We start from the raw sequence: 25,999 nt of genomic DNA, 5'->3' as shown, positions 1-25,999 counted from the left end.
GTGACGTGAGGCACGCGCGCCGTTACAACCGGAACGCGCCCGGCAGCAATGCGTGGGCCGTCGTGACCTCGACGGCCCCTTTCAGGTTGGCCAGGATCACTTCGATGTCGGGCGTGCCGATCTCGATCATCACCTGACGGCACGCGCCACACGGCGCGATCGGGCCATCCGTGTCGCCGACGACCGCGAGCCGCGTGAAATCCCCCGGGCGATAACCGGCGGCGATGGCCGAAAACATCGCCGTGCGCTCCGCGCAGTTGCAGAGCCCGTAGGACGCGTTCTCGACATTGCAGCCATGAAAAATCGTCCCGTCGCGCGCCTGCAGCGCCGCGCCGACCTTGAAGCGCGAATACGGCGCATACGCGCGTTCGCGCGCCGCCTTCGCCGCTTCGATCAGTTCGTGTCGTTCCATCTCGTCATGCCTCCGATTGTGTGCCGGGATGGTTCGGCGCAGCCGCATCCCGGCCGTCACGATACGCCCGTGACGCGAAGCGATCCCTGTGTCTGCCCCGGCGCTCGGTCAGCCGATCCGCTGATAGAGGGTTGGCGGCGCGTCACCCGTCTCGCCCAGCACGTAGCTGCGCTGGATCGCGTCCACCGCGTGCGCCGCGGCGGCGGCGTCGCGGGCATGCACGTAACCGAGCGGCTGGCCGGCTTCGACACGTTGCCCGATCTCCGCGAGCGCCGTCAGGCCGACGCGGTAGTCGATCGCATCCGCCGCGCGCGTGCGGCCACCGCCGAGCGCGACGACCGCCAGCCCGAGCGCGCGGCAATCGACCCGCTGCACCACGCCGCTCGCGCGCGACGGAACCGGTACGATCACGTCCGCCCGCGCAAGATGACGCGCGGGCGCATCGAGCAGGTCCGCGGGGCCGCCGAGCGCCGCGACCATGCGCGCGAAGCGTTCCGCCGCCGCGCCCGAATCGAGCGCGTGCTGCAACTTCGCGCGCGCTTCCGCGACATCGCGTGCCAGCCCGCCGGTGACGAGCAACTCTGCGGAAAGCGCCATCGTGACATCATGCAGGCGCGCCGGTCGCGACTTGCCCGTCAGGTAGTCGATCGCGCACGCCACTTCGAGCGCGTTGCCGGCGCACGGTGCGAGCGACTGGTTCATGTCGGTGAGGATCGCGGTCGTCTTCATGCCGGCGCCGTTGCCGACGTCGACGATGCTGCGGGCCAGTTCCGCCGACTGCTCTGCAGTCGGCATGAATGCGCCGGAGCCGACCTTGACGTCCATCACGAGCCCGTCGAGTCCGGCCGCAAGCTTCTTCGACAAGATCGACGCGGTGATCATCGCGACCGACTCGACGGTCGCCGTCACGTCGCGAATCGCATAGATGCGCATGTCGGCCGGCGCCAGCCGCGCGGTCTGCCCGATGATCGCGACGCCGACGTCGCGCACCGTGCGGCGAAACGCGTCCGTATCGGGCGTCACGTCGTAGCCGGGAATCGCGCTCAGCTTGTCGAGCGTGCCGCCGGTATGGCCGAGCCCCCGCCCCGAGATCATCGGCACGTAGCCGCCGCACGCGGCCACCATCGGCCCGAGCATCAGCGACACGACATCGCCGACGCCGCCGGTCGAATGCTTGTCGATCACCGGCCCGTCGAGATCGAGCGCGCGCCAGTCGAGCACGTCGCCCGAGTCGCGCTGCGCGAGCGTCAGCGCGACGCGCTCGTCGGTGCTCAGGTCGTTGAAGAACACGGCCATCGCAAACGCGGCCACCTGGCCCTCGGTCACGCTGCCGTCGGTCACGCCGCGGACGAACGCGGCAATCCCGTCACGATCGAGCGGCTGCCCGTCGCGCTTCCGGCGAATGAATTCCTGCGGTAAAAACATCGTTGCCTCTCCTCGGTCGGTCGGAGTCTGCTGCGCGGTTCAATGCAGCGAGAAGAACAGGCCAGCGATCGCGGCGCTCATCAAGTTCGACAGCGTCGCGGCCGTCAGCGCGCGCAGGCCGTGCCGCGCGACTTCCGAGCGGCGCTCGGGCGCGACCGCGCTGAAGCCGCCCGCGAGAATCGCGATCGACGAGAAATTCGCGAAGCCGCACAGCGCGAACGACACGATCGCGAGCGTCTTCGGGTCGAGCACCTGCAGGCCGGCCGCCGCGACGTGCGCGCCGCCCTTCAGGTACGGCGACAGGTCGCCATACGCGACGAACTCGTTGAAGATCAGTTTCTCGCCGATGAAGTTGCCGGCCAGCGTCGCGTCGTGCCACGGCACGCCGATGATCCACGCGAGCGGCGCGAACAGGTGGCCGATGATACCGACCAGCGTGATCTGCGGAAAGCCCGCGAACGCGGCCACGCCGCCGACAATGAGGTTCATCAGCGCGATGAGCCCCACGAACGCGATCAGCATCGCGCCGACGTTGATCGCGATCCGCAGCCCGACCGACGCACCGGACGCCGCCGCCTCGATCACGTTGGCGGCCCGCTTGTCGTCGAAGTCGAGCCCGTCGACCACGACGCGGCTCGGCTCGACCGTCGGATACAGCAGCTTGCCGAACAGCAGCCCACCGGGTACCGCCATGAACGACGCGGCGAGCAGGTATTCCATCCTCACGCCGAGGCCGGCGTAGCCGACCAGCACCGAGCCTGCGACCGACGCCATGCCGCTTGCCATCACCGTGAAGATCTCGGCACTCGTCATGTTCCGCACGAACGGCTTCACGAGCGCGGGCATCTCGCTTTGCCCGAGAAAGATCGTCGCCACCGCCGAGCACGCCTCGATGCGGCTCACGCCGAGCAATTTCGACAGCGCCGCACCAAGAATCGCAACGATCCACTTCATTACGCCGATGTAGTACAACACCGCGATCAGCGCAGTCACGAAGATGATCATCGGCAGCACGCGCAGGCCGAAAACAAACCCGCCGTCGCCGAACAGCTGGAACATCCGGCTGTCGACCAGCCCGCCGAACACGAACGCGATGCCGTGATTGCCCATGTCGAGCACGCGATTGACGCCGCTTGCGGCCGCCGCCAGCACCGCGCGGCCCGACGGCACGAACAGCACCAGCGCGCCGATCGCAAGCTGGGTGCACAGCGCGGCGATCATGGTCCGGCCGCTCACCGCGCGCCGGTTGTTCGACAGCAGATAGGCGACCAGCAGCAGGAACAGCATACCCAGGAGACTGCGCAGAATATCCACCTCGTACTCCTTGCTCTCGATGTTGTTGGACTGTTCGGCGGGCGGCCCGGCCCGGCACGCCTGCGCAACGCCGTCGGTGGATATTACTCGCCGGCATGCATGCCGACAACGCAAACAAAATGGCCGCGTTTGCGCGGCGTCGCGTGTTGTGTCGACTTGCTCAGTTCTTCTATGTACCGGGAGATCGGCAAGACGAGATCACGCTCGATTCGTCCCAGATATTGAGAGAATTGACGGGATGCGGAGAGGAAGCAGGTTCGGGCCGGAGCGGTGCCGGCCCGAATGGAAAAGCAGGTTCAAATTCAAATGCAGGGCGTGCCGTTCGCACCGACACGCCCCGCGCGAGATGCACCGTTCAGCCGGCGCGCTCGACCGGATGCGGTTCGCGCAGCCGGTTCGCGATCCGCGCGGCCTCGTAGTAACTGGCCGCGGGCGGGCGCTTCAGATAGCGGCCCGCGCCGCGCACGGCGCGCAAATCGCCGTCGGCCCACGCGAGCGCGCCGCGCGTGAGCGTGTGGGTCGCGACGCCCCGCACCGTCATGCCCTCGAACACATTGAAGTCGACCTGCTGGTGATGGGTCTTCACCGAGATCGTCTTCGTCGCGGCCGGATCCCACACGACGAGGTCGGCATCGGCGCCCACCTGCACGGCGCCCTTGCGCGGATACAGGTTGAAGATCTGCGCGGCGTTCGTCGACGTGATCCGCACGAACTCGTTCGGCGTGATGCGGCCGTGATTCACGCCGTGATGCCACAGCACCGACATGCGATCCTCGACCCCGCCGCAGCCGTTCGGGATCTTCGTGAAATCGTCGCGCCCCATCGCCTTCTGCGATGCGCAGAACACGCAGTGGTCGGTCGCCGTCGTATGCAATTGCCCCGCCTGCAGCCCCCGCCACAGCGCCTCGCGATGCTCGGCCGAGCGGAACGGCGGGCTCATCACGTGCGCGGCCGCGCGCGTCCAGTCCGGATCGCGATAGACGGCCTCGTCGATCACCAGATGGCCCGGCAGCACTTCGCCGAACACGCGCAGCCCTTCGCTGCGCGCACGCGCGATCGCATCGACCGCATCCTTCGCGGAGACATGAACGATATACACGGGCACGCCGAGCACCTGCGCGATGCGGATCGCGCGGTTCGCCGCCTCGCCCTCGACCTCCGGCGGCCGCGACAGTGGATGTGCCTCCGGCCCCGTCATCCCGCGCGCGAGCAGCGCCTTCTGCAGCTGGAATACGAGCTCGCCGTTTTCCGCGTGCACGGTCGGCAGCGCGCCGAGCTCGAGCGAACGCGAGAAGCTGTTCACGAGCACCTCGTCGTCGGCCATGATCGCGTTCTTGTACGCCATGAAGTGCTTGAAGCTCGACACGCCATGCTCGCGCACGAGCGTGCCCATGTCGCGGTGCACGCTGTCGTCCCACCACGTCACGGCCACGTGGAAGCCGTAGTCGGCCGCCGCCTTCTCGGCCCAGCCGCGCCATGCGTGGAACGCGTCCATCAGCGGCTGCTTCGGGCTCGGGATCACGAAGTCGATGATGCTCGTCGTGCCGCCCGCGAGCCCGGCGGCCGTCCCCGAGTAGAAATCGTCGCTCGCGGTCGTGCCCATGAACGGCAGTTCCATGTGCGTATGCGGATCGATGCCGCCCGGCATCACGTACTGGTCGTGCGCATCGACGACGGTTGCGCCGGCCGGCGCGTCGATCTGCTCGGCGATCTGCAGGATCGTGCCGCCGTCCTCCGGGGCTGCGCAGAGCACGTCCGCGCGATAGGAGCGGTCCGCATCGACCACGGTGCCGCCGCGAATCAGGATTGCCATTGGGTTGCCTCCTCGTTGACTGTCGGGTGCCGCATCACACACGTCACATGCATCGCGCGCGTCATGCGCGCGCGATCTGCGCGTGCTGTCCGGCGCGCCACTTCATCCAGGTACCGTACACGCATGACGCCAGCACGAGGCCGACGAACCACGCGTACGTGTAAAGCGTGTTGAAGAACGCCGGCACGTTCGGAAACGACGCCGGAAAGGCCGTGTGCAGGAAGCCTGGCAGGTTCGGCAGCACGCCGATCGCGAGCGCGGCCAGCGCAGCCGGATTCCAGCCGCGCGCGTAGCTGAAGCCGCCGCGCTCGTCGAACAGCGCGCGCGTGTCGAGCCGCGTGCCGCGAATCAGGAAGTAGTCGACCATCAGGATCCCTGCCACGGGCCCGAGCAGCGCCGAATAGCCGACGAGCCAGGTGAAGATGTAGCCGTCCGTCGTCGCGAGGATCTTCCACGGCATCATCACGATCGCGATCGTCGCGGTGATCATCCCGCCCGTGCGATACGAGATCGCCTTCGGCCACAGGCTCGAGAAGTCATAGGCTGGGCCGACGAGATTCGCGGCGAGGTTGCAGCACATCGTATCGAGCGTGAGGATCACGAGCGCGATGCCCACGCCGATGCCCGTCATCCGGCTCGTCAGGTCGATCGGGTCCCAGATCGCGTTGCCGTAGATCACGACGGTCGCCGACGTCACGACGACCGATACCACCGACAGCAACGCCATCGGCAACGGCAGCCCGATCGACTGCCCGATCACCTGGTCGCGCTGCGAATGCGCGAAGCGCGTGAAGTCGGGAATGTTCAGCGCGAGCGTCGCCCAGAAGCCGACCATCGCGGTCAGGCCCGGCCAGAAGGTCGCCCAGAACAGCCCGGCCTTCTTGCCGCCCGCCGCGAACTGCGACGGCGCAGCAAGCATCGTGCCGAAGCCGCCCGCCTTCGACGTTGCCCACCACACCAGCGCCACGCACATCACCACCTTGATCGGCGCGGACCAGCTTTCGAGCCAGCGGATCGAATCGGTGCCGTGCCAGATGAAGTAGAGCTGCAGCGCCCAGAACACCAGGAAGCACGCGAGCTGCCCGACCCCGATGCCGACGATCGGCAACGCCGCGCCGTGCAGCGCGTTGCCGGTCAGGATGTTCAGCAGCGTATAGATCGCACTGCCGCCCAGCCAGGTCTGGATCCCGTACCAGCCGCACGCAACGATCGCGCGCAACAGCGCCGGCAGCTTCGCGCCCTGCGTGCCGAACGACGCGCGCACAAGCACCGCGTACGGAATTCCGTGCTTCGCGCCTGCATGGCCGATCAGCAGCATCGGCACGAGCACGATCAGGTTGCCGAGCAACACGGTCATCACCGCCTGCCACGGCGACATGCCTTCCTGGATCAGCCCGGCCGCGAGCATGTACGACGCGATGTTCATCACCATCCCGACCCATAGCGCCGCGAAGTGATACCACTTCCACGTGCGTTGCGCCGGCGTCGTCGGCGCGAGGTCGTCGTTGTACAGGCTGCCGCCCGGCGCCGCGGCGCTGTCGGGATCGGCGGGATTCGCTGCGTGATTCATCTAGCGCACTCCACGAGAAACGTCAGCGCCGGCATCATCCGATGCCGGCCCCGGTGGAACGAAAAACGGCGGCGCAGGATGTCCCGCGCCACCGGACGCCGGTCAGGCAGCCTTCTTCGCGTGCTTCTCGGGTGCCGCCGCCGCGCCTGCACTCGCACCCGCCTCCGCGCTCGCCGGATTGTTCGGATGCGTGGTCCAGTTCGCATAGTCGCCCGAATCGACGCGCTCCATCGTGATGCATTGCTCGACCGGACACACATGCATGCAAAGATTGCACCCGACGCATTCCGAATCGACCACTTCGAAGTGGCGCACGCCGTCCTTCGTCGCCGTGATCGCCTGGTGCGACGTGTCCTCGCATGCGATATGGCACAGCCCGCACTGGATGCAGCGGTCCTGATCGATGCGCGCCTTGATGTCGTACTTCAGGTTCAGGTATTTCCAGTCGGTCACGTTCGGCACCGCGCGGCCGCGGATGTCGTCGAGCGTCGCGTAGCCCTTCTCGTCCATCCAGTTCGATAGCCCGTCGGCCAGATCCGACACGATCCGGAAGCCGTAATGCATCGCCGCGGTGCACACCTGCACGCTGCCTGCGCCGAGCACCATGAACTCGGCCGCGTCGCGCCAGTTCGAGATGCCGCCGATGCCCGAGATCGGCAGGTTCGGCGTTTCCGGATCGCGCGCGATCTCCGCGACCATGTTCAACGCGATCGGCTTGACCGCCGGGCCGCAATAGCCGCCGTGCGTGCCCTTGCCGTCCACGGTCGGCATCGGCGCCATGTGGTCGAGATCGACCGCGACGATCGAGTTGATCGTGTTGATCAGCGACACGCCGTCCGCGCCGCCCTTGTACGCGGCGCGCGACCCCATCCGGATGTCGCTGATGTTCGGCGTGAGCTTCACGAGGCAAGGCAGCTTCGTGCCCTCCTTCACCCAGCGCGTGACCATCTCCACATATTCGGGTACCTGTCCGACCGCCGCCCCCATTCCACGCTCGCTCATCCCGTGCGGGCAGCCGAAGTTCAGTTCGACCGCGTCGGCACCCGTATCCTCGACGAGCGGCAGGATCCATTTCCAGTCGCGTTCGTTGCACGGCACCATCAGCGACACGATCAGCGCGCGGTCCGGCCAGTCGCGCTTCACCTGCGCGATCTCTCTCAGGTTCACGTCGAGCGGACGGTCGGTGATCAGCTCGATGTTGTTCAGCCCCGCGATACGCTGACCGTTCCACTGCACCGCACCGTAGCGCGAACTGACGTTGACGACGTGCGGATCGAGCCCGAGCGTCTTCCAGACGACGCCGCCCCAGCCCGCCTCGAACGCGCGGTTCACGTTGTAGGCCTTGTCGGTCGGCGGCGCGGAGGCAAGCCAGAAGGGATTCGGCGAAGTGATGCCCGCGATGGTGCAGCGAAGGTCGGCCATGTTCGGCTCCGTGAGAGTGGGGTCGTGTTCGTTGTGCTCGTGGTGTCTGACGCGCGTGATGCGGTCACGCAGCCTTCGCGTCGCGTTCCGCGAGCGCCGCGTCGATCGACGCAGCCGCGCGCTTGCCGTCCTGCACGGCCTGCACCGTGAGGTCGACACCGCCCGTCGCCGCGCAGTCGCCGCCGGCCCACACATCGGGCCAGGCGGTGCGCCCGTCCGCGTCCACCGCGATGCGCGCGCCGTCCGCCGTCAGCAACGCGGCGTCGACACCGTCGGGCGTCAACGTCTGGCCGATCGCCTTCAGCACCATGTCCGCGTCCACGGTGAAACGCTCGCCCGATACCGCTTCGAACTCGACACCCGTCACCTGCCCGTCCGCACCCGCCATGCGCACCGGTTTCGCGTGCGTGACGAGTGTGACGCCGCTTTTCTGCGCAAACTCGCGCTCGGCCCACGTCGCGCTCATCGCATCCACGCCGCGCCGGTACACCATCGTCACGCGCTCGGCGCCGAGCTTGCGGCTCTGCACCGCCGCATCGATGGCCGTATTGCCGCCGCCGATCACGACCACGCGCCGCCCGACCGGCACGTTCTCCAGCGCATCGGCCTGCCGCACTTGCTCGATGAAGTCGACCGCGTTCATCACACCGGCCAGTTGCTCGCCGTCGATCGAAAGCGCACGCACGCCGCCGAGGCCCATCGCGAGAAACACCGCATCGTGCTGCTCGCGCAGCGCGTCGAGCGTCATGTCGCGGCCAAGCGCGACGCCGGTTTTCAGCGTGATGCCGCCCACCGACAGCAGCCACTCGACCTCACGCTGCGCGAAATCGTCGACCGTCTTGTACGCGGCGATCCCGTATTCGTTGAGGCCACCGGCCTTCGGGCGCGCGTCGAACAGCGTGACGCGGTGCCCGGCGAGCGCGAGCCGGTGCGCGCACGCGAGCCCGGCCGGGCCCGCGCCGACCACTGCGACATGGCGGCCCGTGTCGGGCGCGCGCATGAAGCGCACCGCGCCGGTCTCCATCGCCCAGTCGGTCGCATGCCGCTGCAGCGCGCCGATCGCAACGGGCTGCGCATCCTGATGGTTGCGCACGCATGCGCCTTCGCACAGGATCTCGGTCGGACACACGCGAGCGCACATCCCGCCGAGCGGATTCGCCGACAGGATGTCGGTGGCGGCGCCCTTCAGGTTGCCGTTGCCGATCTTGCGGATGAAGCTCGGGATGTCGATCTGCGTCGGGCAGGCCTGCACGCACGGCGCGTCGTAGCAGTAGTGGCAGCGGCTGGCGGCGGCCGCTGCGGCAGTCGGATCGAGCAGCGGCGCGATATCGGTGAATTCGCACGAGAGTTGCGTGGACGACAGGCGATGCGCGGCGATATCGCCGGTTGGCTGGGTGCTCATACGCGTTCCTTCGACTGGGTGGAGACAAAGCCGTCCCCGCCGGCTGTATATGCACAGTCGGGGCGGTCGTTCTTAGGAATGCTACGGTCAGGCTGTCAGGCATTGAGCAGCCTGCCGGCTGCTACGGTCTCTGCGTCATGAAGCCGGCTCGCACGCGCGCGACAGCATCGCGTGCAGCAGCACGTTCGCGCCGGCCTCGATCCATGCGGGCGTCGCGTCCTCGATCTCGTTATGGCTGATGCCGTCGACACACGGCACGAACACCATCGACGTCGGCGCGACCTGCGCGAGATAGCACGCATCGTGGCCGGCACCCGACACGATGTCGCGATGCGAGAAGCCGAAGCGGTCGGCCGCGCCGCGCACCGCTTCCACACAGGCAGGATCGAACGCGACAGGCTTGTAATAGAAAATCTGCTCGAGATCGGTCTCGAGCCCGATCTCGCCCGCAATGCGCGCCACACCATCGCGCAACGCAGCATCCATCTTCGCGAGCACGGCGTCGTCCGGATGACGGAAATCGACGGTGAAGAACACACGGCCCGGAATTACGTTGCGCGAGTTCGGGTGTACCTGCATCATGCCGACCGTCGCGCAGCCGAACGGCGCATGATCGAGGCCGATCCGGTTGACGAGATCGACCACGCGCGACGCGCCGAGCAGCGCGTCGCGGCGGCGCGGCATCGGCGTCGGCCCCGCGTGCGCTTCCTGGCCGGTGAACGTAATCTCGTACCAGCGCTGCCCCTGCGCATCGGTCACGACACCGATCGTCTTGCACTCCGCTTCGAGAATCGGCCCCTGCTCGATATGCAGTTCAAATGCCGCATGCAGCTTGCGCCCGCCGCACGGCACGTCACCCGCGTAGCCGATCCGCGCCAGCTCCTCGCCGATCGTCTTGCCGTCCACATCCTTGCGCGACAGTCCGTATTCGAGCGAAAACACGCCCGCGAATACGCCGGATGCGACCATCGCGGGCGCGAAGCGCGAGCCTTCTTCATTGGTCCAGATCACGACCTCGACCGGATGCTCGGTCTCGATGCCGTGATCGTTGAGACTGCGGATCACCTCGAGGCCGCCGAGCACGCCGTAGATGCCGTCGAAACGGCCGCCCGTCGGCTGCGAATCCGCGTGCGAGCCCGTGACGACCGGCGCCGCATCGGCTACGCGGCCCGCGCGGCGCATGAACACGTTGCCCATCGTATCGACCGTCACCGTGCAGCCGGCGGCCTTCGCCCAGCCGACGATCAGGTCGCGGCCGGCCTTGTCGAGATCGGTCAGCGCGAGGCGGCACACGCCGCCCTTCGGCGTGGCGCCGATCTTCGCGACTTCCATCAGGCTGTCCCACAACCGCTTGCCGTCGACCTTGATCGACGTGTCGAAAGCTGCCCGCTTCACTGTTTCCGATACCGCGTTCATTCGTATCGCTCCTGTGGGGTCGGTGATGTCGTCAGCCCGGTCTGTGCCGGTGCATGTCATGCCTGTTTCGGCGCACACCTGCGCTTGCGTGGCGCATGCCTGCGTCGCTTGCAAAGATCGTCCGACGAATCGGACCGAAAGGTTTCCGCCGTTCATCGAATCCTGTCCGATTGGACAGGTTTTAGACGATCAAAATGACCAAATCAATGACTTTCTTGCGTGAATGAATGGAGCGAGAACCGTGCCATCGCAACGCAGCATGGCGATGAATGCGCGATGTCCGCACACGTGCGCTCGATGCGGATCAGCAGCTAGAATGAAGCCCAACGCGGCACGCCCGCCGCGCGAGGGCAACGATGAGACATGACGAGGCGGCAACCGAAGCCACCGACAGCGACGAAACGCCCGCGCCTTTGCGGCGACGCAAGGCGCACATCCGCGAGTCCAACGAAGCGCATCTGCTCGCCTGTGCGGAGGCAGTGTTCGCCGAACGCGGGCTCGACGGCGCGAGCACCGCGATGATCGCGGAGCGCGCCGGCCTGCCGAAAGCGAACCTGCATTACTACTTCCCGACGAAGCTCGCGTTGTACCGCCGCGTGCTCGACGACCTGTTCGAGGACTGGCATCGCGCGGCCGGCACATTCGAGGCCGACGACGATCCCGTCGAAGCGATCGGCGCCTACGTGCGTGCGAAGATGGCGCTGTCACGGCGGCGACCGCTCGGCTCGAAGGTCTGGGCCAACGAGATCATCCACGGTGCGGAGCACATGCAGGACATCCTGTCGGAACGCGTGAAGCCGTGGTTCGATACGCGCGTGAAGGTCATCGATGGCTGGATCGCGCGCGGGCTGCTCGCGCCGATCGACGCGCATGCGCTGATGTACCTGATCTGGGCCACCACGCAGCACTATGCGGATTTCGATGCGCAGATCCGCGCGCTGAGCGGCAAGCGGACGTTCACGCAGAAAGCGTTCGACGAGAAGACCGAAAAGGTCGTGCAGCTTGTGATTCGCGCATGCGGGGCGGTGTCGCCGCGCGCGAAGGCATAGCGCGACAACGCGATCTGCCAAAAGAAAAACGGGTATCGCGCGGAAGATTCCCGCGCGATACCCGTCGCCCGCGTTGCAGCGTGCGTACTATGCGTCGTGCGTCAGGCGACGCGCTCGATCGCAATCGCCGTCGCCTCGCCGCCGCCGATACACAGCGACGCCACCCCGCGCTTGAGGCCGTAGTTTTCCAGCGCGGCCAGCAGCGTCACCATCACGCGCGCGCCCGATGCGCCGATCGGATGGCCGAGCGCGCACGCGCCGCCGTGCACGTTGACCTTGTCGTGCGGCAAGTCGAGATCGCGCATCGCGGCCATCGCGACCACCGCGAATGCCTCGTTGATCTCGAACAGATCGACATCGCGCAGATTCCAGCCGGTCTTCTCCGACAGCTTGCGAATCGCGCCGATCGGCGCCGTCGCGAACAGGCCCGGCTTGTTCGCATACGTCGAATGCCCGACGATCACGGCCTTCGGTGCGAGGCCGAGCCGCTCGGCTTCCGAGCGACGCATCATCACCAGCGCCGCCGCGCCGTCGGAGATCGACGACGAGTTGGCGGCCGTCACCGTGCCGCCTTCGCGGAACGCCGGCTTGAGCGTCGGAATCTTGTCGAGCTTCGCCTTGCCCGGCTGCTCGTCGATCGACACGACCGCTTCGGCCTTGCCGGCCTTCACGGTCACCGGCGCGATCTCCGACACGAAGCGCCCTTCCGCGATCGCACGTTGCGCGCGCATCAGCGATTCGATCGCGAACGCATCTTGCGCTTCACGCGTGAACTGATAGGACTGCGCGCAATCCTCCGCGAACGTGCCCATCAACCGGCCCTTGTCGTACGCGTCTTCCAGCCCGTCGAGGAACATGTGGTCGAGCACCTGCCCGTGACCCATGCGCATCCCCGCGCGCGCCTTCGGCAGCAAGTACGGCGCATTCGTCATGCTCTCCATCCCGCCCGCGACGGCCACATCCGCCGAACCCGCCAGCAGCAGGTCATGCACGAACATCGCAGCCTTCATCCCCGAGCCGCACATCTTGTTGACCGTGGTCGCGCCCGCCGCGAGCGGCAGCCCGGCCTTCAGCGCAGCCTGCCGCGCCGGCGCCTGGCCCTGGCCCGCCGGCAGCACGCAGCCGAACACGATTTCATCGATACGCTCGGCCGGCACGTTCGCGCGCTCCAGCGCCGCGCGAATCGCTACCGCGCCAAGGTCGCTCGCGCTGGCTGCCGCGAGGTCGCCCTGAAAACCACCCATCGGCGTACGCGCCGTACCAACGATTACGATCGGATCCTGAGTCGTCATGATTCGCTTCCTCCAGTGTCAGCGCGGTGCCATGCGCAACGCGCCATCGAGACGGATGACTTCGCCGTTCAGCATCGTGTTCTCGGCGATGTGGCGCACCAGCGCCGCAAATTCTTCCGGGCGGCCAAGCCGCGGCGGGAACGGCACGCTCTTGCCGAGCGCGTCCTGCACGTCCTGCGGCATGCCGGCCATCATCGGCGTCGCGAAGATGCCCGGCGCGACCGTCACCACGCGAATGCCGAACCGCGCGAGTTCGCGCGCGATCGGCAGCGTCATGCCCACCACGCCGCTCTTCGACGCCGCATACGCAGCCTGCCCGATCTGACCGTCGAACGCCGCAACCGACGCGGTGTTGACGATCACGCCGCGCTCGCCTTCCGCATTGGCGTCCTGCTTCGACATCGCTTCGGCGGCCAGCCGGATCATGTTGAACGTGCCGACCAGATTGATCGACACCGCCCGCGCAAAGCGGTCGAGCGAGTGCGGGCCATCGCGGCCGACCACCTTCTCGCCCGGCGCGACGCCTGCGCAGTTGACAAGCGCGTCGATGCGGCCGAACGCGTCACGCGCGGCGGCGACAGCCGCCTGGCCGTCGGCTTCGCTCGTCACATCGGTCTTCACGAAGCGCGCGGCCGCGCCGAGTTCATGCGCGAGGCCCGCGCCGGCCTCTTCGTTGACGTCCAGCAGCACGGCCTTGCCGCCATCCGCGACGACCATGCGCGCCACCGCGGCGCCGAGGCCCGAACCGGCGCCCGTGATCAGAAAAACGTGATCCTTGATATCCATTCGCAGTCCGTACAGGTTATGTTCAGGGTTGAGCGGCCTTCTCGGCTTCCATCTTGCGCAACACGAAGCGCTGGATCTTGCCGCTCGGGGTTTTCGGCAGCGCGTCGACGAAGTCGATCGCGCGCGGATAGGCGTGAGCGGACAGCCGTCGCTTCACGTGCAGGCTCAGTTCCTCGGCCAGCGCCGGCGTGCCGTCGAAGTCTTTCGACAGCACGACGAACGCCTTGACGATCTCCGTGCGCTCCGCATCGGGCACGCCGATGACGGCGGCCTCGCTCACCGCAGGATGCTCGATCAGCGCGCTTTCCACATCGAACGGGCCGATCCGGTAGCCGGACGACGTGATCACGTCGTCCGCGCGGCCGATGAAGCTCACGGTGCCGTCCGGCTCCAGCTCGACGTTGTCGCCGGTCCGGTAATAGCCGCCCGCGATCGCCGGCGTGTCCTGTTGCCAGTAGCCGTGGAACCACAGCAGCGGCGAGCGCGCGATGTCGATCGCGAGGTTGCCGGGCTCGCCGGGGCCGAGCTCGCGGCTCGCTTCATCGAGCACCGCGACACGGTAGCCCGGCATCGCGAAGCCGGCCGAACCGGCGTGGACGGCATGCGCGAGGCCGTGGTGGTTGTTCACGACCATCCCGAGTTCGGTCTGGCCGTAGTGATCGTAGATCGGCGCGCCAAGCGCCGCGTCGAACCAGCGCACGACTTCCGGATTCAGCGGTTCGCCCGCGCTGCTGACCACGCGCAGCTTGCCCTTCAGCCGCGCCGCCGCTTCCGTCCCGGCCGCCATCAGCATCCGGTAGGCAGTCGGCGAGCCGGCGAGGCTCGTGATCCCGAGCCGTTCGATCACGTCGTACGTGCTGTCGACCGTGAAACTGCCCTCGTAGAGCGTGGTCGCGTGGCCCAGCAGCAGCGGGCCCGTGATCGCATAATAGAGGCCGTACGCCCAGCCCGGATCGGCGATGTTCCAGAACCGGTCGCCGGCACGCAGGTCGACCGCTTCGCGCATGTACGCGCCGAACGCGAGCAGCGCGCGCAGCGGCACCGGCACGCCCTTCGGCAAACCTGTCGTGCCCGACGTCGACATCATCATGAACAGGTCCGTCCCCTTGCGCAGCACCGGTTCGAACGCGTCGGACTGCACCTCGAGCACCGCACGGTAATCGATGTCGCGCGCCGGCAGCGTCTCGCCGGGCTCGCGCACCGTCGCGACGGGCGGGCAATCGGCGATCTCGTCGAGCTTCGCGCGATTCGCGACGTTGGTCACGACCAGGCGCGCGTCGCTCATGCGCAGCCGGTGCTCGATCGCTTTCGGGCCGAACGCGGTGAACAGCGGCTGGTAGACGGCGCCCGCGCGCCACGTGCCGAGGATCGTCGCGACGAGCTCGGGCGTGCGCGGCAACAGGCCCGCCACCACGTCGCCCGGCTTCACGCCCTGCGCGACCAGCAGGTTCGCGACGCGTGCCGACAGCGCCTTCATCTGCGCAAACGTGTAGCGGTGATGCTGCCCACCCGCGTCGATCCAGTCGAGCGCGATCGCGTCCGCGGATGCGTGCCGGTCGCAGCATTCCACGCACGCGTTCAGGCCGCGCTCCAGGTCGCCGTGCAGTTGCTTCGCGGCGGTCTCGATACTGAACCGGGCCACGGCGTCGGCGTAGGCCGGCACCGCCCGGGCGGTAGCTCCATCAGGCATGCGTGTCTCCTGTGCGTTATGGCCGCCGGCGAGCCAGGAGCGCGCCGGGGATAGTTCGATAGTAGACAGCCCGTACATTGCAATCAATGACAAACAGAATCTAGAATCGTGATCGCTTTTGCCATGTCGGGAGGATGCAGGAAAATGGGGCCGCAGATGATTTCGCCGGATTTCGTCGACGACGCGCTCGCGTGCCTGCGCCGGCAAGGCCTTCCGACGGAGCCCGTGCTGCGCGCCGCCGGCCTGCCGGCCGCCGTGCGCGAGCCCGTCACACCGCAGCAGTACGGCCGGCTGTGGCTCGCGATCGCCGGTGCGCTCGACGACGAGTTCTTTGGCCTCGCCGCACGCCCGATGCGGCGCGGCAGCTTCACGCTGCTGTGCCACGCGGTGCTGCACGCGGGCACGCTCGACAAGGCGCTGCGGCGGGCGCTGAAATTCCTGCGCGTGGTGCTGGACGAGCCGCACGGCGAGCTCGTCGTGGCCGACGGGCAGGCGCAGATCGTGCTGACGCAGACGGGCGCCCCCTACCCGGCGTTCGCGTACCGGACGTTCTGGTTGATCCTGCTCGGTGTCGCATGCTGGCTGATCGGCCGGCGCATCCCGCTGCAACGCATCGACTTCGCGTGCCCGAGCCCCGACCAGCGCAGCGACTATCACCAGTTCTTCGGCGTACCCGTGCATTTCGACCGGCCCGACAGCCGGCTCGCGTTCAATGCCGCGTACCTCGCGCTGCCGACGATCCGCTCCGAGCAGGCGCTGAAGACCTTCCTGCGCGGCGCGCCCGGCAACCTGCTCGTCCGCTACCGGCACGATACGGGCTGGGTCGCGAAGACGCGCGCGCAGCTGAAAACGCTACCGGCCGCCGAGTGGCCCGACTTCGATACGCTGGCCGTGCGCCTCGGCACGACGCCCGCGACGCTGCGGCGGCGTCTGCGCAGCGAAGGTCAAAGTTTCGCGGCCATCAAGGACGAGTTGCGCGGCGCGCTGGCGCAGTCGCTGCTGCGCGGGCACGCGCTCAGCGTTGCGGAGATCGCAACCGAGCTCGGCTTCACCGAGCCGAGCGCGTTTCATCGCGCGTTCCGGAAATGGACGGGCGCGAGCCCCGGTGCGTTCCGGCGGGACGTGCATGCGGCGGAGGGGGAGCCCGGGCTGGCAAGTGGATGATGCGGCAGGCGGTCGCCAACAGGCGCGCACCGCCGACACGGAAACGCTCACGCGACGCTGATACGATGCGACCTACCGCTGCCGTTCGTCATTCATGAACGACGGCAGACACCCAATCCATCACCAACGCTCCCGCTCCGATGCAAGCAACCGTCTTTTCCGATGCTGAACTGACCGACCTGCGCGCGCACGGCATCGTGCTGTTTGCCAGCCGCGTGATCTACGACGCGCAGCCGCCGATGCCAGCCGACCAGATCTCGGCCGTCCAGGTCTGCTGTCACGGCGACATTCCGCCTGCGCTGCTCGAGCTGTGGCGCATGACGGCCGGTGGCAGTCTCGACTACGACCTGACGCTCGAGATGAACGGTCATGTCGAAGCGATCGGCTGGAGCGAGCTGTTCTACAACGACAGCGACGGTTACCGCGACCTGCGGGGCTGGATCGACCACGAACTCGAACTGGCCGAGGAATCCGCCGAAGCGAACGCGCGGCCGTGGAGCGGCAAAATCGATGTGCTGCCGTTCGGCGGATGCGAGTATTGCGACCGGATCTACATCGTGACGGAACCCGATGCCAAGGACCACGGCCACGTGCTCGCGTGGAAACAGGGGCTGCCGCCCGCATGGCGCGGCGCGATGCATGAAGACGGCCTCGCGACGGTCGCGCCCGATCTGCATGCGGCCTTTGGTGCGCTGCAACTCAACGCCGATCCGCTGGAACCCGGTAGCGAAGGCGGTACCGGCAGCATGTTGCTCGAATATGTCGATGAACGCCGCACCGATCATGGCCTGTCGGCACCGCTGGCGGACAAGCTGATCGCGTTCTATCGCGAAGCCGTGATCGACTGGCGCACGCCGCTCGCCGACGGCACGCTCGCCGCGCAGCCCGTGCTCGCGCGTCACGCACTGCAACATGCGATCGACCGCGACGACGCGGCACTCACCGCGCAACTCGCGACGATCTTCGCGGATCTCCGCACCGCGCTCGCCGGCAGCTCGATTCCGGCCGACTACGCGCTGCGACGTCAGAAATTTGCAGCGGCGGCCGCGTTGCTCGAATCAGGCGCACCGGTCGAGCCCGATTCGCTGGTGTCCGTATCCGGCGACATACCGCCCGCGCTGACGCGTGCGCTGCTCGATGCTGGCGTGCAGCCGGATGCCGACGCGATGGCGCGCTGTATCGCCGGCGGCGGTGCCGACAGCGCGCGCCTGATCGGTGCGGCACTGTCGGCACGCGGCATCGATGCAGCCGCCGCCTGTCGCGCGGCGAGCGAGGCATTGCTGCTCAAGCTCACGACCGACATCGCCCGGGTCCGTTCCGGCAAGCTCAGCCACTATCTCGGCCTCGACGGACTCGAAGCCCACGTTGAACGCCTGCGGACATTCGTGCTGTAACGTGACACGGACTCAGCGGGACACTCCGTCGACGCTCGCGGCGACACCCTGCATCGGCCGCGAGAACAGCTTGCAACCCACGTAGTAGACGAGCGACGTCAGCGAGAGACCGACGATCCACGACACGTCCGCGCCGCCGAGCCGGCTCGCGAGTTCTCCCGTATAGAGATCGGTCGCCATGAACGGCGCCTGCGCGACGATGCCGATGAAGTACGAGCCGACGGCAATCGTATTGAAGCGTCCGTAGATGCCGCCGTCCTGACGGAAGAACGAATCGACGTCGTACTCGCCGTGACAGACGAGGTAGTAGTCGACGAGGTTGATCGCGGTCCACGGCACCAGCACATACAGCAGCAGCAGGATGAAGTTCGTGTAGCCGGCGAGGAAGTTGTTCTGCCCGAACAGCGCGATCGCGAGCGCGATGCCGCACAGGACGATCGCGGTGATCGCCCGCGCACGCGCCTTGCCCGACCACGACGGAAAGAGCGTTTGCAGCACGGTAATGGCCGACAGCGCACCGCAATACAGCTCCATCGCGTTGCTGGCCGCAATGCCGAACGACAGCACGACGATCACAAGCACGCTGATCCCTTGCGTGAGGCCCGTGAGGCCGCTCACGACATTGCCGTCCGGTGTCGCGAGACCCACCAGGCAGCCGAGCAGCATCGGGAAGAACGAGCCGAGCACGCAGCCCCAGTAGCTCGACCAGAACGCGGTGCGCGGCCCGGTATCGGGCGGCAGGTAGCGCGAATAGTCCGACACGTAAGGCGCATAGGCGATCTGCCACAGCGCGGCGACCGACATCGCGCCCAGAAAGCCGGACAGGTTCAGCGAATGCTTCGAGAACGTATCGGCGGGCAGTCCGTGCACGAAAATGATCCACACGAACGCCAGCACGAGTACGCTGCCCGAGCACCAGCTCAGCAGTCGCGCATACGCGTGGATCAGCTTGTAGCCGTAGATCGATCCGAGCAGGCTGATCAGGCCGATCACCACGACGCCCGCATCGAGCGGAATCTCGGCGCTCAGGCTGTGCAGCGCCTGCCCGCCGAACACGCAGTTCGACGCGAAGAAGCCGACATACATCACGACGACCAGCGCGACCACGAGCAGCGCGCCGAACGACCCGAACTGCCCGCGGGTCTGGATCATCTGCGGCACGCCAAGCTGCGGCCCCTGTGCGGAATGCAGCGCCATGAAGACCGCGCCGATCAGGCTGCCGACGAGCGTGGCGAGCGCCGCCCACCAGAACGGCTGCCTGAATACCGTGGTCGCGAGCGATCCGGTGACGATCGTCAGCATCATGATGTTCGACCCGAACCAGATCGTGAACAGGTCCTTCGCGCTGCCGTGCCGCTCGGTCAGCGGAATCGGCTGGATGGTACTTTCCTCGAGATGAGCAACGGACTCGCCCTGACTCATTTCGTCTCCTTGTTTCTGTTGTGATGTTCGCGGGTTCGGGGGGCTGACGGGTGAAGCGGAATGCCTGGTCTGCGCGAAGCGTGCGTCCTGCAATCAACCAGTCTTATTGTTTGCATTCCTGATCAATAGGCAGTCGGCAGCACATCGCTTTACCGGACTACCGCCCACCACGACCAATCTTCAACCTGTCGGATTGCCGCTCCGGTGGCTGAACGCAGCCGGCCCGTCGCCGCAGCGAAACCCGTGGTTCGGTGCGCTTCCGCCCGTCTGTCTGTCGCCGGACGGAAGCGCGTCGCTCAACCGGTCAGCAGTCGATCCCGAGCACTTCGCGCGCGGTGGCATCCACGGCCTTGCGCATCGTGCCGACCAGTTCGTCGATTTGCGCGTGATCGATCACCAGCGGCGGCGCAACGATCAGGCGGCCATTGGTCGAACGCACGATCGCGCCGAGTTCGAACCCGACCGTCCGGCTGTGCCAGGTCAGGTCGGCCTCGTTTGCAAAGCGCTCGCGCGTCGCCTTGTTCTTCGCGAACTGGATCGCGCCGACCGCGCCCACGCCCTGGATCTCGCCGACGAGCGGGTGACCGTCGAACGCATCACGCAGCGCCTTCTGCAGGTACGGCCCGGTATCCGTCTTCGTCCGCTCGACGAGGCCTTCGCGCTCGAGCACGTCAAGGTTGGCCAGCGCGACGGCGGCTGCGACCGGGTGCCCCGAATAGGTCAGCCCGTGCGCATAGACGCCGCCCTTGTCGACCAGCGCATCGCCGACGCGCCGGCTCATGATCAGGCCGCCCATCGGCACGTAGCCCGAGGTCAGCCCCTTGGCCATGCAGATCAGGTCCGGTTCGAAGCCGAAGTGACGGTGCGCGAATCACTCGCCGGTACGGCCGAAACCGCCGATCACTTCGTCCGCGCAGAGCAGCACGTCGTACTGACGGCAGATGCGCTCGATCTCCTGCCAGTAGCCATCCGGCGGAAAGATCATCCCGCCCGCCCCCTGGAACGGCTCCGCGACGAACGCGGCGACGCGCTCCGCACCGATCTCGAGGATCTTGCGCTCGAGCGACAGCGCCGCCTGCTTGCCGAATGCCTCGGGGCTCAGATCACCGCCATTCGCGTACCAGTACGGTTCGTCCACGTGCGTGATGTTCGGAATCGGCAGGTCGCCCATTTCATGCATGAACGCCATGCCGCCCAGCGACGCGCTGCCCACCGTCGACCCGTGATAGCCATTCACGCGACCGATCAGCACCTTCTTCTCAGGCTTGCCCATCACGTCCCAGAAGCGCCGCACGGTGCGAATCAGCACTTCATTCGATTCGGATCCCGAATTGGTATACACCACGTGACTGAAACGATTGCCGAGCAGCGCGAACAGGCGCTCCGACAGTTCGATCACCGACGGGTGCGTCGTATGAAAGAACATGTTGTAGTAGGACAGTTCCTTCATCTGCCGCGCGGCGGCTTCGACCAGCTCCGGCCGGCCATAGCCGACGTTGGTGCACCACAGCCCCGACATGCCGTCCAGGTAGCGGTTGCCGTCGTTATCCCATAGATGGACACCTTCGCCGCGCACCATCACGCGTGCGCCTTCCTCGTTCAGCGCCTTCTGGTCGACGAACGCATGCAGGTGATGTGCGGCGTCGCTGCGCTGATAGTCCTGCGTCGTACGATGCGGAAAGTGGGGCGCATTCATAGGCGAGTCTCCGGTTAGTTTTGTGAACAAAAAGTGTTGTCGTGTTGCGCGGCGCAACCGCTTACGGCCCGCCGCACCGAATCAGTAACTGATCCAGGTCGTCTTGAGGCCCGTGTACTTGTCGATCGCGTGCAGCGAAAGATCACGGCCGAAGCCCGACTGGCGGAACCCGCCGAACGGCGTCTGCGCGCTCAGCGCATCGACCGTGTTGACGGACACGGTGCCGGCGCGCAGCCGGCCCGACACACGGTGCGCGCGCGACAGGCTGCCGGTCCAGACCGACGCTGCAAGGCCATAGATCGAGTCGTTCGCGAGCCTGACGGCCTCGTCCTCGGTATCGAACGCCATCACCGACAGCACCGGCCCGAAGATCTCCTCGCGTGCGATGGCGTCGTCGTGCTTCACGTCGATAAAGATCGTCGGCTCGATGAAGTAGCCCTTGCCGTCGACACGCGGCGCGCCTCCGCCGATCGCGAGCGTCGCGCTATCGCGACCGCGTGCGATCCATTCACGCACGCGCCGATGCTGCTGCTCGTCGACGATGGCGCCCATCCCGCTCGACGGATCGAGCGGATCGCCCGGCATGAACGCGGCGGCATGCGCAATCAGCCGGTCGACGAACGCATCGTGAATCGAACGCTGAACCAGCAGCCGCGAGTTGGCGGAACACACCTCGCCCTGGTTGAAGAAAATGCCGAAGCACGCCTTGCGTGCGGCCAGGTCGAGATCGTCGGTATCGTCGAAGACCAGGTTCGGGCTCTTGCCGCCACATTCGAGCCACACCTGCTTCATGTTCGACTGCGCGGCGTACTCGAGGAATTTCTTGCCGACGACCGTCGATCCCGTAAATGCGAGCACGTCCACATCGGGATGCAGCCCGAGCGCGCGCCCCGCGGTCTCGCCATAACCCGGCACGACGTTCAGCACACCCGGCGGCAGGCCGGCCTCGAGCGCCAGCTCCGCGAGACGCAAGGCGGACAGCGGCGATTGTTCCGCCGGCTTCAGCACGACGCTGTTGCCTGCCGCCAGCGCCGGCGCCACCTTCCACGCGACCATGTCGAGCGGAAAATTCCACGGCACCACGGCGCCGACGACACCCAGCGGTTCGCGCGTGACGACCGCGAGGTTGCCGGGGTCGGTCGACGCGACTTCGCCATGCAGCTTGTCGACGGCTTCGCCGTACCAGCTGAACAGACCGCCCGCGGCGGGCACGTCGATGCTGAACGCATCCGCGACGCGCTTGCCCATGTTGAGCGAGTCGAGCAGCGCGAGCTCCGCGCCGTGTGATGCGATGAGTTCACCGAGCCGGCAAAGCACACGCTTGCGTTCGGCCGGCGCACAGCGCGACCACGCGCCGGATTCGAACGCGTAGCGCGCGGCACGCACTGCGTCGTCGACGTCCGCGGCATCACACGACGCGACTTCTGCGATGACGGCCTCGGTGGCCGGATTGATCGCGGCAAACGTCCGGCCGCTGCGGGCCGGCACGCTGCGGCCGCCGATATGCGCGAGCGTTCTCGGAGCGACTTGCGCCGCAAGACGTCTCCAGTCTGCGTGCTGATGGTTTTCTGCTGAAGTTGGGTTCATTCAAGACTCCGTTTTGACGACCAGGCATTTGTGCGTTGTTCTTTGCCTGCATTCGACCCGACGAAAGACGCCAGCGGGCGCGACCGAGGCCCATGACCGCCGAGAATCGCCGCAGTCGTCCGGTTGGCCAACTGTCGGTCATCAAAAAGAGATTTGAAAGAACAGTTTTTCTTCTCATTGAAGAGGTTATTTCTATTCATCCGGGTGTCGTGCAGTGGGTTTTCCTGCCACGTCACGATCCCGGTGCCGTTTGTTTGTGTGCGATCGCATCGGCTTTCCGGTGCGGTGCGACGTGACACCCGCTGCGACGCCTGGCCAGCACGACATTGCGCCCCGGCCCATCCGACCACATACTGGTCGGCCTGCGCGAACAAGGATGCGTCGATGGTGAATGTCGATCAGGGCGCCGCTTCGATCGTTGGCGTGATCGGAACGACCGTGTCCTTGCTGGCGGCGATTCCGTATGCGCTCGCGATCTACCGGCGCAGGGTTCGTCCGCATCTGTTCACATGGCTCGTGTGGTCGGTCGTCACGGCGATCGCGGCTGCCGGCCAGTTCGTCGCGGGTGCGGGGCCGTCCGCGTGGTGCACGGCGGCGATCGCCGTCACCTGCTTCCTGACGCTGGTGGCCAGCATCTTTCGAGGCGAACGCGGCTGGACACGACTCGACTGGCTGTTCCTGGGCGCGGCCCTGTCAGCCATTCCACTGTGGATGCTGACCGACGATCCGACGATCTCGATTTGCCTGGTCACGCTGATCGAGCTTGCCGGCCTCGGCCCGACCGTCCGCAAGACGATCCGCGATCCATGGAGCGAGAGCCTCGCGTATTTCGCGCTGTGCGTGCTCAAGTACGCGCTGGCGTTGCTGGCGCTGAGCACGTGGAGTGTCGCGGTCGCATTCTATCCGGCCGTCAACGTCCTCGCGTCGATCGGCATCTGCGTGGTGATGCTTGTCCGGCGTCAGTCGCTGTCGAACGCGCGCTAGACGATCTCCGTCGGTGCGGTATGTTGCTTGCTGTTGCTCGCCGGTATGAGTGGAACCACAAACCATCAGAGACGATACGAGGCCCTGAAATGGACGCAATCCGTACAGCCATCGAACCCAGCGAAGCCGCGCTTCGTGCCGCGATGCTGGCCAACGATATCGAAGCGCTCGATGCGCTGCTGGACGACGATCTGGTGTTCACCGTCCCAACCGGCCAGGTCATTTCGAAAGAAGACGACCTGGCCGCGCATCGCGCGAAGCTGCTGCGTCTCGACAGACTCGATGTGCAGGAAACGCACGCATGCGCGATCGGCGAGATGATCCTGACCACGACGAAGGCAATACTCGCCGGCCATTTCGGTGGCACGGCGTTCGAAGGCGAGTTTGCCTATACTCGGCTGTGGCGCCGATCGCATGCTGGCTGGCGCGTCGCCGCCGGGCACGCATCGCAGGTCAGGTAGCCGCGTCGAGCTCGCCCCCCTTCGAGTCGGCAAGTCGCGCCTCCGGAGCGGAGTCGATGCGAGCCGGACGATACCTCGCCGAAGGTGTCGACCATGACAGGAGACGAGATGCACAAACCATTTACCGTCCGCGCTGCCCGTACCACGGACGCGGACGAGCTCACGCGACTGGCTCGCATTTCGAAGGCTCACTGGGGCTATCCGAAGGACTGGCTCGACTTGTGGCAGAGCGACCTCACGATTGCGCCGGAGACGATCGATGGGTCGATCGGTTACGTCGCGGAATCCGGAGAGGCAATCATCGGGTTCTGGGTCAGGGCGTCATCGGAATCGGATCGTCCGACGCCCGGATGGCTGTTCGTTCATCCCGACCACATGGGCCGCGGTGTCGCCCGTTCACTGTGGGAAGAGGTCCGCAGGGAAAGCGCCGCGAGAGGGATCCGAAGCTTTGTGATCGAAGCCGATCCCAATGCGGTTCCGTTCTATCTGGCGCTCGGGGCTGAAAAGATCGGCGAAAAGGAATCGAGCGTCGTCCCGGGCAGGTTCTTTCCGATCTTGCGGATTGCGATCTGATATCTGACATCGCAGGCTCCAGGAGGACGTCAACCGTGCATGCAAACGGCCTAGAATGAGTTTGGACTTTTCATTGTTTCCGAACGATCCCTTCCCCAACGGGGAGCCGATCACCAACAGATCGGGAATCGAGTCGTGTGCCGTCGATGACTTCTTTCGAGGAAAGAGGCGCTTCGACAGAACGCTCAAGGAATTGCGAGAAGACTACGCGTGCGATGAATCCGCGTGCCTCGCTTTTATGGAGCCGGGGGCATTTGCGTTCTTTCTTCCGTTGTTCATGAAGATAGCGACCCACGAGTATGACCAGGCTGACAACATCCCAGACTCTCTCGTGTACAAGCTGCACCGAATGGCAACGGGTGAAGCGAACGACTGGCTCGAAGAAATATTGAAGGCATACTCAAAAGATCAACGAGACAGCATCATTGATTTTCTTGACGAGTTGAGTCGAATCGAGTGGCGGTATCAAGATCCTGACTTGGCGGCCGATACTGCCCGTCTATTGCGTGAAATGTTTTGATCAACGCTCTTCGATTCGATTCTGAATCAACTCGAAGTCCCATTCCGGTCGTTGTGAAGAGGATCAAGGTGTCGTGGTGAGCAAAAGAAACGACGGTTCAGAGCTGGCATCCGAGGAGCGTCTGAAAGCAATATTCGAAAAATACGCAACTCACCCCGAATTCCTGGGACTTGCGTTGATCGATCCCAATCAGCGTGGCGCGGTTGGTGACACCGTTTTACATCTCACGGCTCGAACAGGTGCGATTGAAGACATGAAGGTCCTCATCGATGCGGGTGCCGATGTAAACATCGCCGGAGATCTCGGCAATACCCCACTGCATCAAGCCGCCATGATCGATCAATTCGCTTCGGTCGAATTTCTCTTGAAATGTGGGGCCAAGACGCATCTGAAAAATGAATTCGATCAGACGCCGCTCGACGTTGCTGAGCTTAACGAGAATGCCAAAATAATCCGGCTTCTCAAGACTCGTCGATGAAGATTATTCCTGAATCGGGCCATTCCCAGCCCGCACGCGTTTCCGTCGCTCAAATGCAAAAACCCCCGCCTTTCGGGCGGGGGTTTCTGGCTTAGGGAGCCTGACGATTACCTACTTTCACACGGGAAT

Annotated in this window: 22 protein-coding genes and 1 pseudogene; 8 read left to right on the top strand and 15 right to left on the bottom strand. The window is 66.0% G+C overall.

Annotation, left to right across the window (positions count from 1 at the left end):
- Positions 1-22: 22 nt before the first annotated feature.
- The 8 genes from BDO18943_RS31815 to BDO18943_RS31780 form a co-directional block, all read right to left on the bottom strand.
- The gene (locus BDO18943_RS31815; RefSeq protein WP_175025407.1) at positions 23-460 is read right to left on the bottom strand and encodes a cytidine deaminase; all 438 of its coding nucleotides are present in this window, start codon (positions 458-460) and stop codon (positions 23-25) included.
- Between the two features lie 60 nt (positions 461-520).
- Positions 521-1,837: a thymidine phosphorylase gene (gene deoA, locus BDO18943_RS31810; RefSeq protein WP_175025406.1), complete on the bottom strand. Its 1,317-nt coding sequence runs from the start codon at positions 1,835-1,837 to the stop codon at positions 521-523.
- Positions 1,838-1,876: 39 nt separating this feature from the next.
- On the bottom strand, positions 1,877-3,151 hold the full coding sequence (locus BDO18943_RS31805) for a NupC/NupG family nucleoside CNT transporter (protein ID WP_175025405.1): 1,275 nt from the start codon (positions 3,149-3,151) through the stop codon (positions 1,877-1,879).
- A 355-nt stretch (positions 3,152-3,506) separates the two neighbouring features.
- Complete coding sequence (gene hydA, locus BDO18943_RS31800) at positions 3,507-4,964, bottom strand: dihydropyrimidinase (RefSeq protein ID WP_175025404.1); 1,458 nt, start codon at positions 4,962-4,964, stop codon at positions 3,507-3,509.
- A gap of 61 nt (positions 4,965-5,025) precedes the next feature.
- A complete protein-coding gene (locus tag BDO18943_RS31795) occupies positions 5,026-6,534 on the bottom strand; it encodes an NCS1 family nucleobase:cation symporter-1 (protein ID WP_175025403.1) in 1,509 nt (502 codons plus the stop codon).
- 102 nt (positions 6,535-6,636) lie between these two features.
- Positions 6,637-7,956, bottom strand: coding sequence for an NAD-dependent dihydropyrimidine dehydrogenase subunit PreA (preA, locus tag BDO18943_RS31790; protein ID WP_175025402.1), 1,320 nt, complete (start codon positions 7,954-7,956; stop codon positions 6,637-6,639).
- 64 nt (positions 7,957-8,020) lie between these two features.
- Positions 8,021-9,358, bottom strand: coding sequence for an NAD(P)-dependent oxidoreductase (locus BDO18943_RS31785; protein WP_175025401.1), 1,338 nt, complete (start codon positions 9,356-9,358; stop codon positions 8,021-8,023).
- Positions 9,359-9,493: 135 nt separating this feature from the next.
- Positions 9,494-10,774 (bottom strand): Zn-dependent hydrolase, encoded by a 1,281-nt coding sequence (locus BDO18943_RS31780; protein WP_175025400.1) that lies wholly within the window; start codon positions 10,772-10,774, stop codon positions 9,494-9,496.
- A 356-nt stretch (positions 10,775-11,130) separates the two neighbouring features.
- Here BDO18943_RS31780 and BDO18943_RS31775 point away from each other — a divergent pair, with 356 nt between their 5' ends.
- Positions 11,131-11,823 carry a TetR/AcrR family transcriptional regulator gene (locus BDO18943_RS31775; RefSeq protein WP_175025399.1) on the top strand — a complete coding sequence of 231 codons (693 nt, stop codon included), beginning with the start codon at positions 11,131-11,133 and terminating at the stop codon, positions 11,821-11,823.
- A gap of 101 nt (positions 11,824-11,924) precedes the next feature.
- On the opposite strand, the gene BDO18943_RS31770 is transcribed toward BDO18943_RS31775, so the two are convergent.
- From BDO18943_RS31770 to BDO18943_RS31760, 3 genes are read right to left on the bottom strand one after another with little or no spacing between them, the layout of a single operon-like run.
- Complete coding sequence (locus BDO18943_RS31770; protein WP_175025398.1) at positions 11,925-13,115, bottom strand: acetyl-CoA C-acetyltransferase; 1,191 nt, start codon at positions 13,113-13,115, stop codon at positions 11,925-11,927.
- A gap of 18 nt (positions 13,116-13,133) precedes the next feature.
- Positions 13,134-13,901 (bottom strand): 3-hydroxyacyl-CoA dehydrogenase, encoded by a 768-nt coding sequence (locus tag BDO18943_RS31765; RefSeq protein WP_175025397.1) that lies wholly within the window; start codon positions 13,899-13,901, stop codon positions 13,134-13,136.
- 22 nt (positions 13,902-13,923) lie between these two features.
- Positions 13,924-15,591 carry an acyl-CoA synthetase gene (locus tag BDO18943_RS31760; protein ID WP_175025396.1) on the bottom strand — a complete coding sequence of 556 codons (1,668 nt, stop codon included), beginning with the start codon at positions 15,589-15,591 and terminating at the stop codon, positions 13,924-13,926.
- A gap of 144 nt (positions 15,592-15,735) precedes the next feature.
- On the opposite strand from BDO18943_RS31760, the gene BDO18943_RS31755 reads away from it, so the two are divergent.
- Both BDO18943_RS31755 and BDO18943_RS31750 read left to right on the top strand, forming a co-directional pair.
- Positions 15,736-16,755, top strand: a complete 1,020-nt coding sequence (locus BDO18943_RS31755; protein ID WP_175025395.1) for an AraC family transcriptional regulator — start codon at positions 15,736-15,738, stop codon at positions 16,753-16,755.
- A gap of 140 nt (positions 16,756-16,895) precedes the next feature.
- On the top strand, positions 16,896-18,149 hold the full coding sequence (locus BDO18943_RS31750) for an SMI1/KNR4 family protein (RefSeq protein WP_175025394.1): 1,254 nt from the start codon (positions 16,896-16,898) through the stop codon (positions 18,147-18,149).
- A gap of 12 nt (positions 18,150-18,161) precedes the next feature.
- Here BDO18943_RS31750 and BDO18943_RS31745 read toward each other — a convergent pair whose 3' ends face one another.
- The 4 genes and pseudogenes from BDO18943_RS31745 to BDO18943_RS31730 form a co-directional block, all read right to left on the bottom strand.
- The gene (locus tag BDO18943_RS31745; protein WP_175025393.1) at positions 18,162-19,571 is read right to left on the bottom strand and encodes a purine-cytosine permease family protein; all 1,410 of its coding nucleotides are present in this window, start codon (positions 19,569-19,571) and stop codon (positions 18,162-18,164) included.
- A gap of 304 nt (positions 19,572-19,875) precedes the next feature.
- Positions 19,876-21,267, bottom strand: a pseudogene (locus BDO18943_RS31740) (aspartate aminotransferase family protein).
- An 81-nt stretch (positions 21,268-21,348) separates the two neighbouring features.
- Positions 21,349-22,854, bottom strand: coding sequence for an aldehyde dehydrogenase (locus BDO18943_RS31735; protein WP_175025392.1), 1,506 nt, complete (start codon positions 22,852-22,854; stop codon positions 21,349-21,351).
- Entirely contained in the window at positions 22,851-23,228 is a 378-nt protein-coding gene (locus BDO18943_RS31730) for a hypothetical protein (RefSeq protein ID WP_175025391.1), read from the bottom strand. The genes BDO18943_RS31735 and BDO18943_RS31730 overlap by 4 nt, the downstream gene beginning before the upstream one ends.
- Before the next feature lie 10 nt (positions 23,229-23,238).
- Between BDO18943_RS31730 and BDO18943_RS31725 the strand changes: the two genes are divergently transcribed.
- The 5 genes from BDO18943_RS31725 to BDO18943_RS31705 all read left to right on the top strand — a co-directional run bounded on the left by BDO18943_RS31725 (position 23,239) and on the right by BDO18943_RS31705 (position 25,870).
- On the top strand, positions 23,239-23,838 hold the full coding sequence (locus BDO18943_RS31725; protein WP_175025390.1) for a hypothetical protein: 600 nt from the start codon (positions 23,239-23,241) through the stop codon (positions 23,836-23,838).
- 89 nt (positions 23,839-23,927) lie between these two features.
- The gene (locus BDO18943_RS31720) at positions 23,928-24,299 is read left to right on the top strand and encodes a nuclear transport factor 2 family protein (protein WP_175025429.1); all 372 of its coding nucleotides are present in this window, start codon (positions 23,928-23,930) and stop codon (positions 24,297-24,299) included.
- A 108-nt stretch (positions 24,300-24,407) separates the two neighbouring features.
- Positions 24,408-24,872, top strand: a complete 465-nt coding sequence (locus tag BDO18943_RS31715) for a GNAT family N-acetyltransferase (protein WP_175025389.1) — start codon at positions 24,408-24,410, stop codon at positions 24,870-24,872.
- 55 nt (positions 24,873-24,927) lie between these two features.
- Positions 24,928-25,392 carry a DUF6714 family protein gene (locus tag BDO18943_RS31710; RefSeq protein WP_175025387.1) on the top strand — a complete coding sequence of 155 codons (465 nt, stop codon included), beginning with the start codon at positions 24,928-24,930 and terminating at the stop codon, positions 25,390-25,392.
- Between the two features lie 76 nt (positions 25,393-25,468).
- The gene (locus BDO18943_RS31705; RefSeq protein ID WP_175025388.1) at positions 25,469-25,870 is read left to right on the top strand and encodes an ankyrin repeat domain-containing protein; all 402 of its coding nucleotides are present in this window, start codon (positions 25,469-25,471) and stop codon (positions 25,868-25,870) included.
- The last annotated feature ends 129 nt before the right edge of the window (positions 25,871-25,999 follow it).

The sequence above is a fragment of the Burkholderia aenigmatica genome (assembly GCF_902499175.1).
Lineage (GTDB): Bacteria > Pseudomonadota > Gammaproteobacteria > Burkholderiales > Burkholderiaceae > Burkholderia > Burkholderia aenigmatica.
The sequence above is the reverse complement of the archived record's forward strand: the minus strand, read 5'-3'. Positions and strand labels throughout refer to the sequence as shown.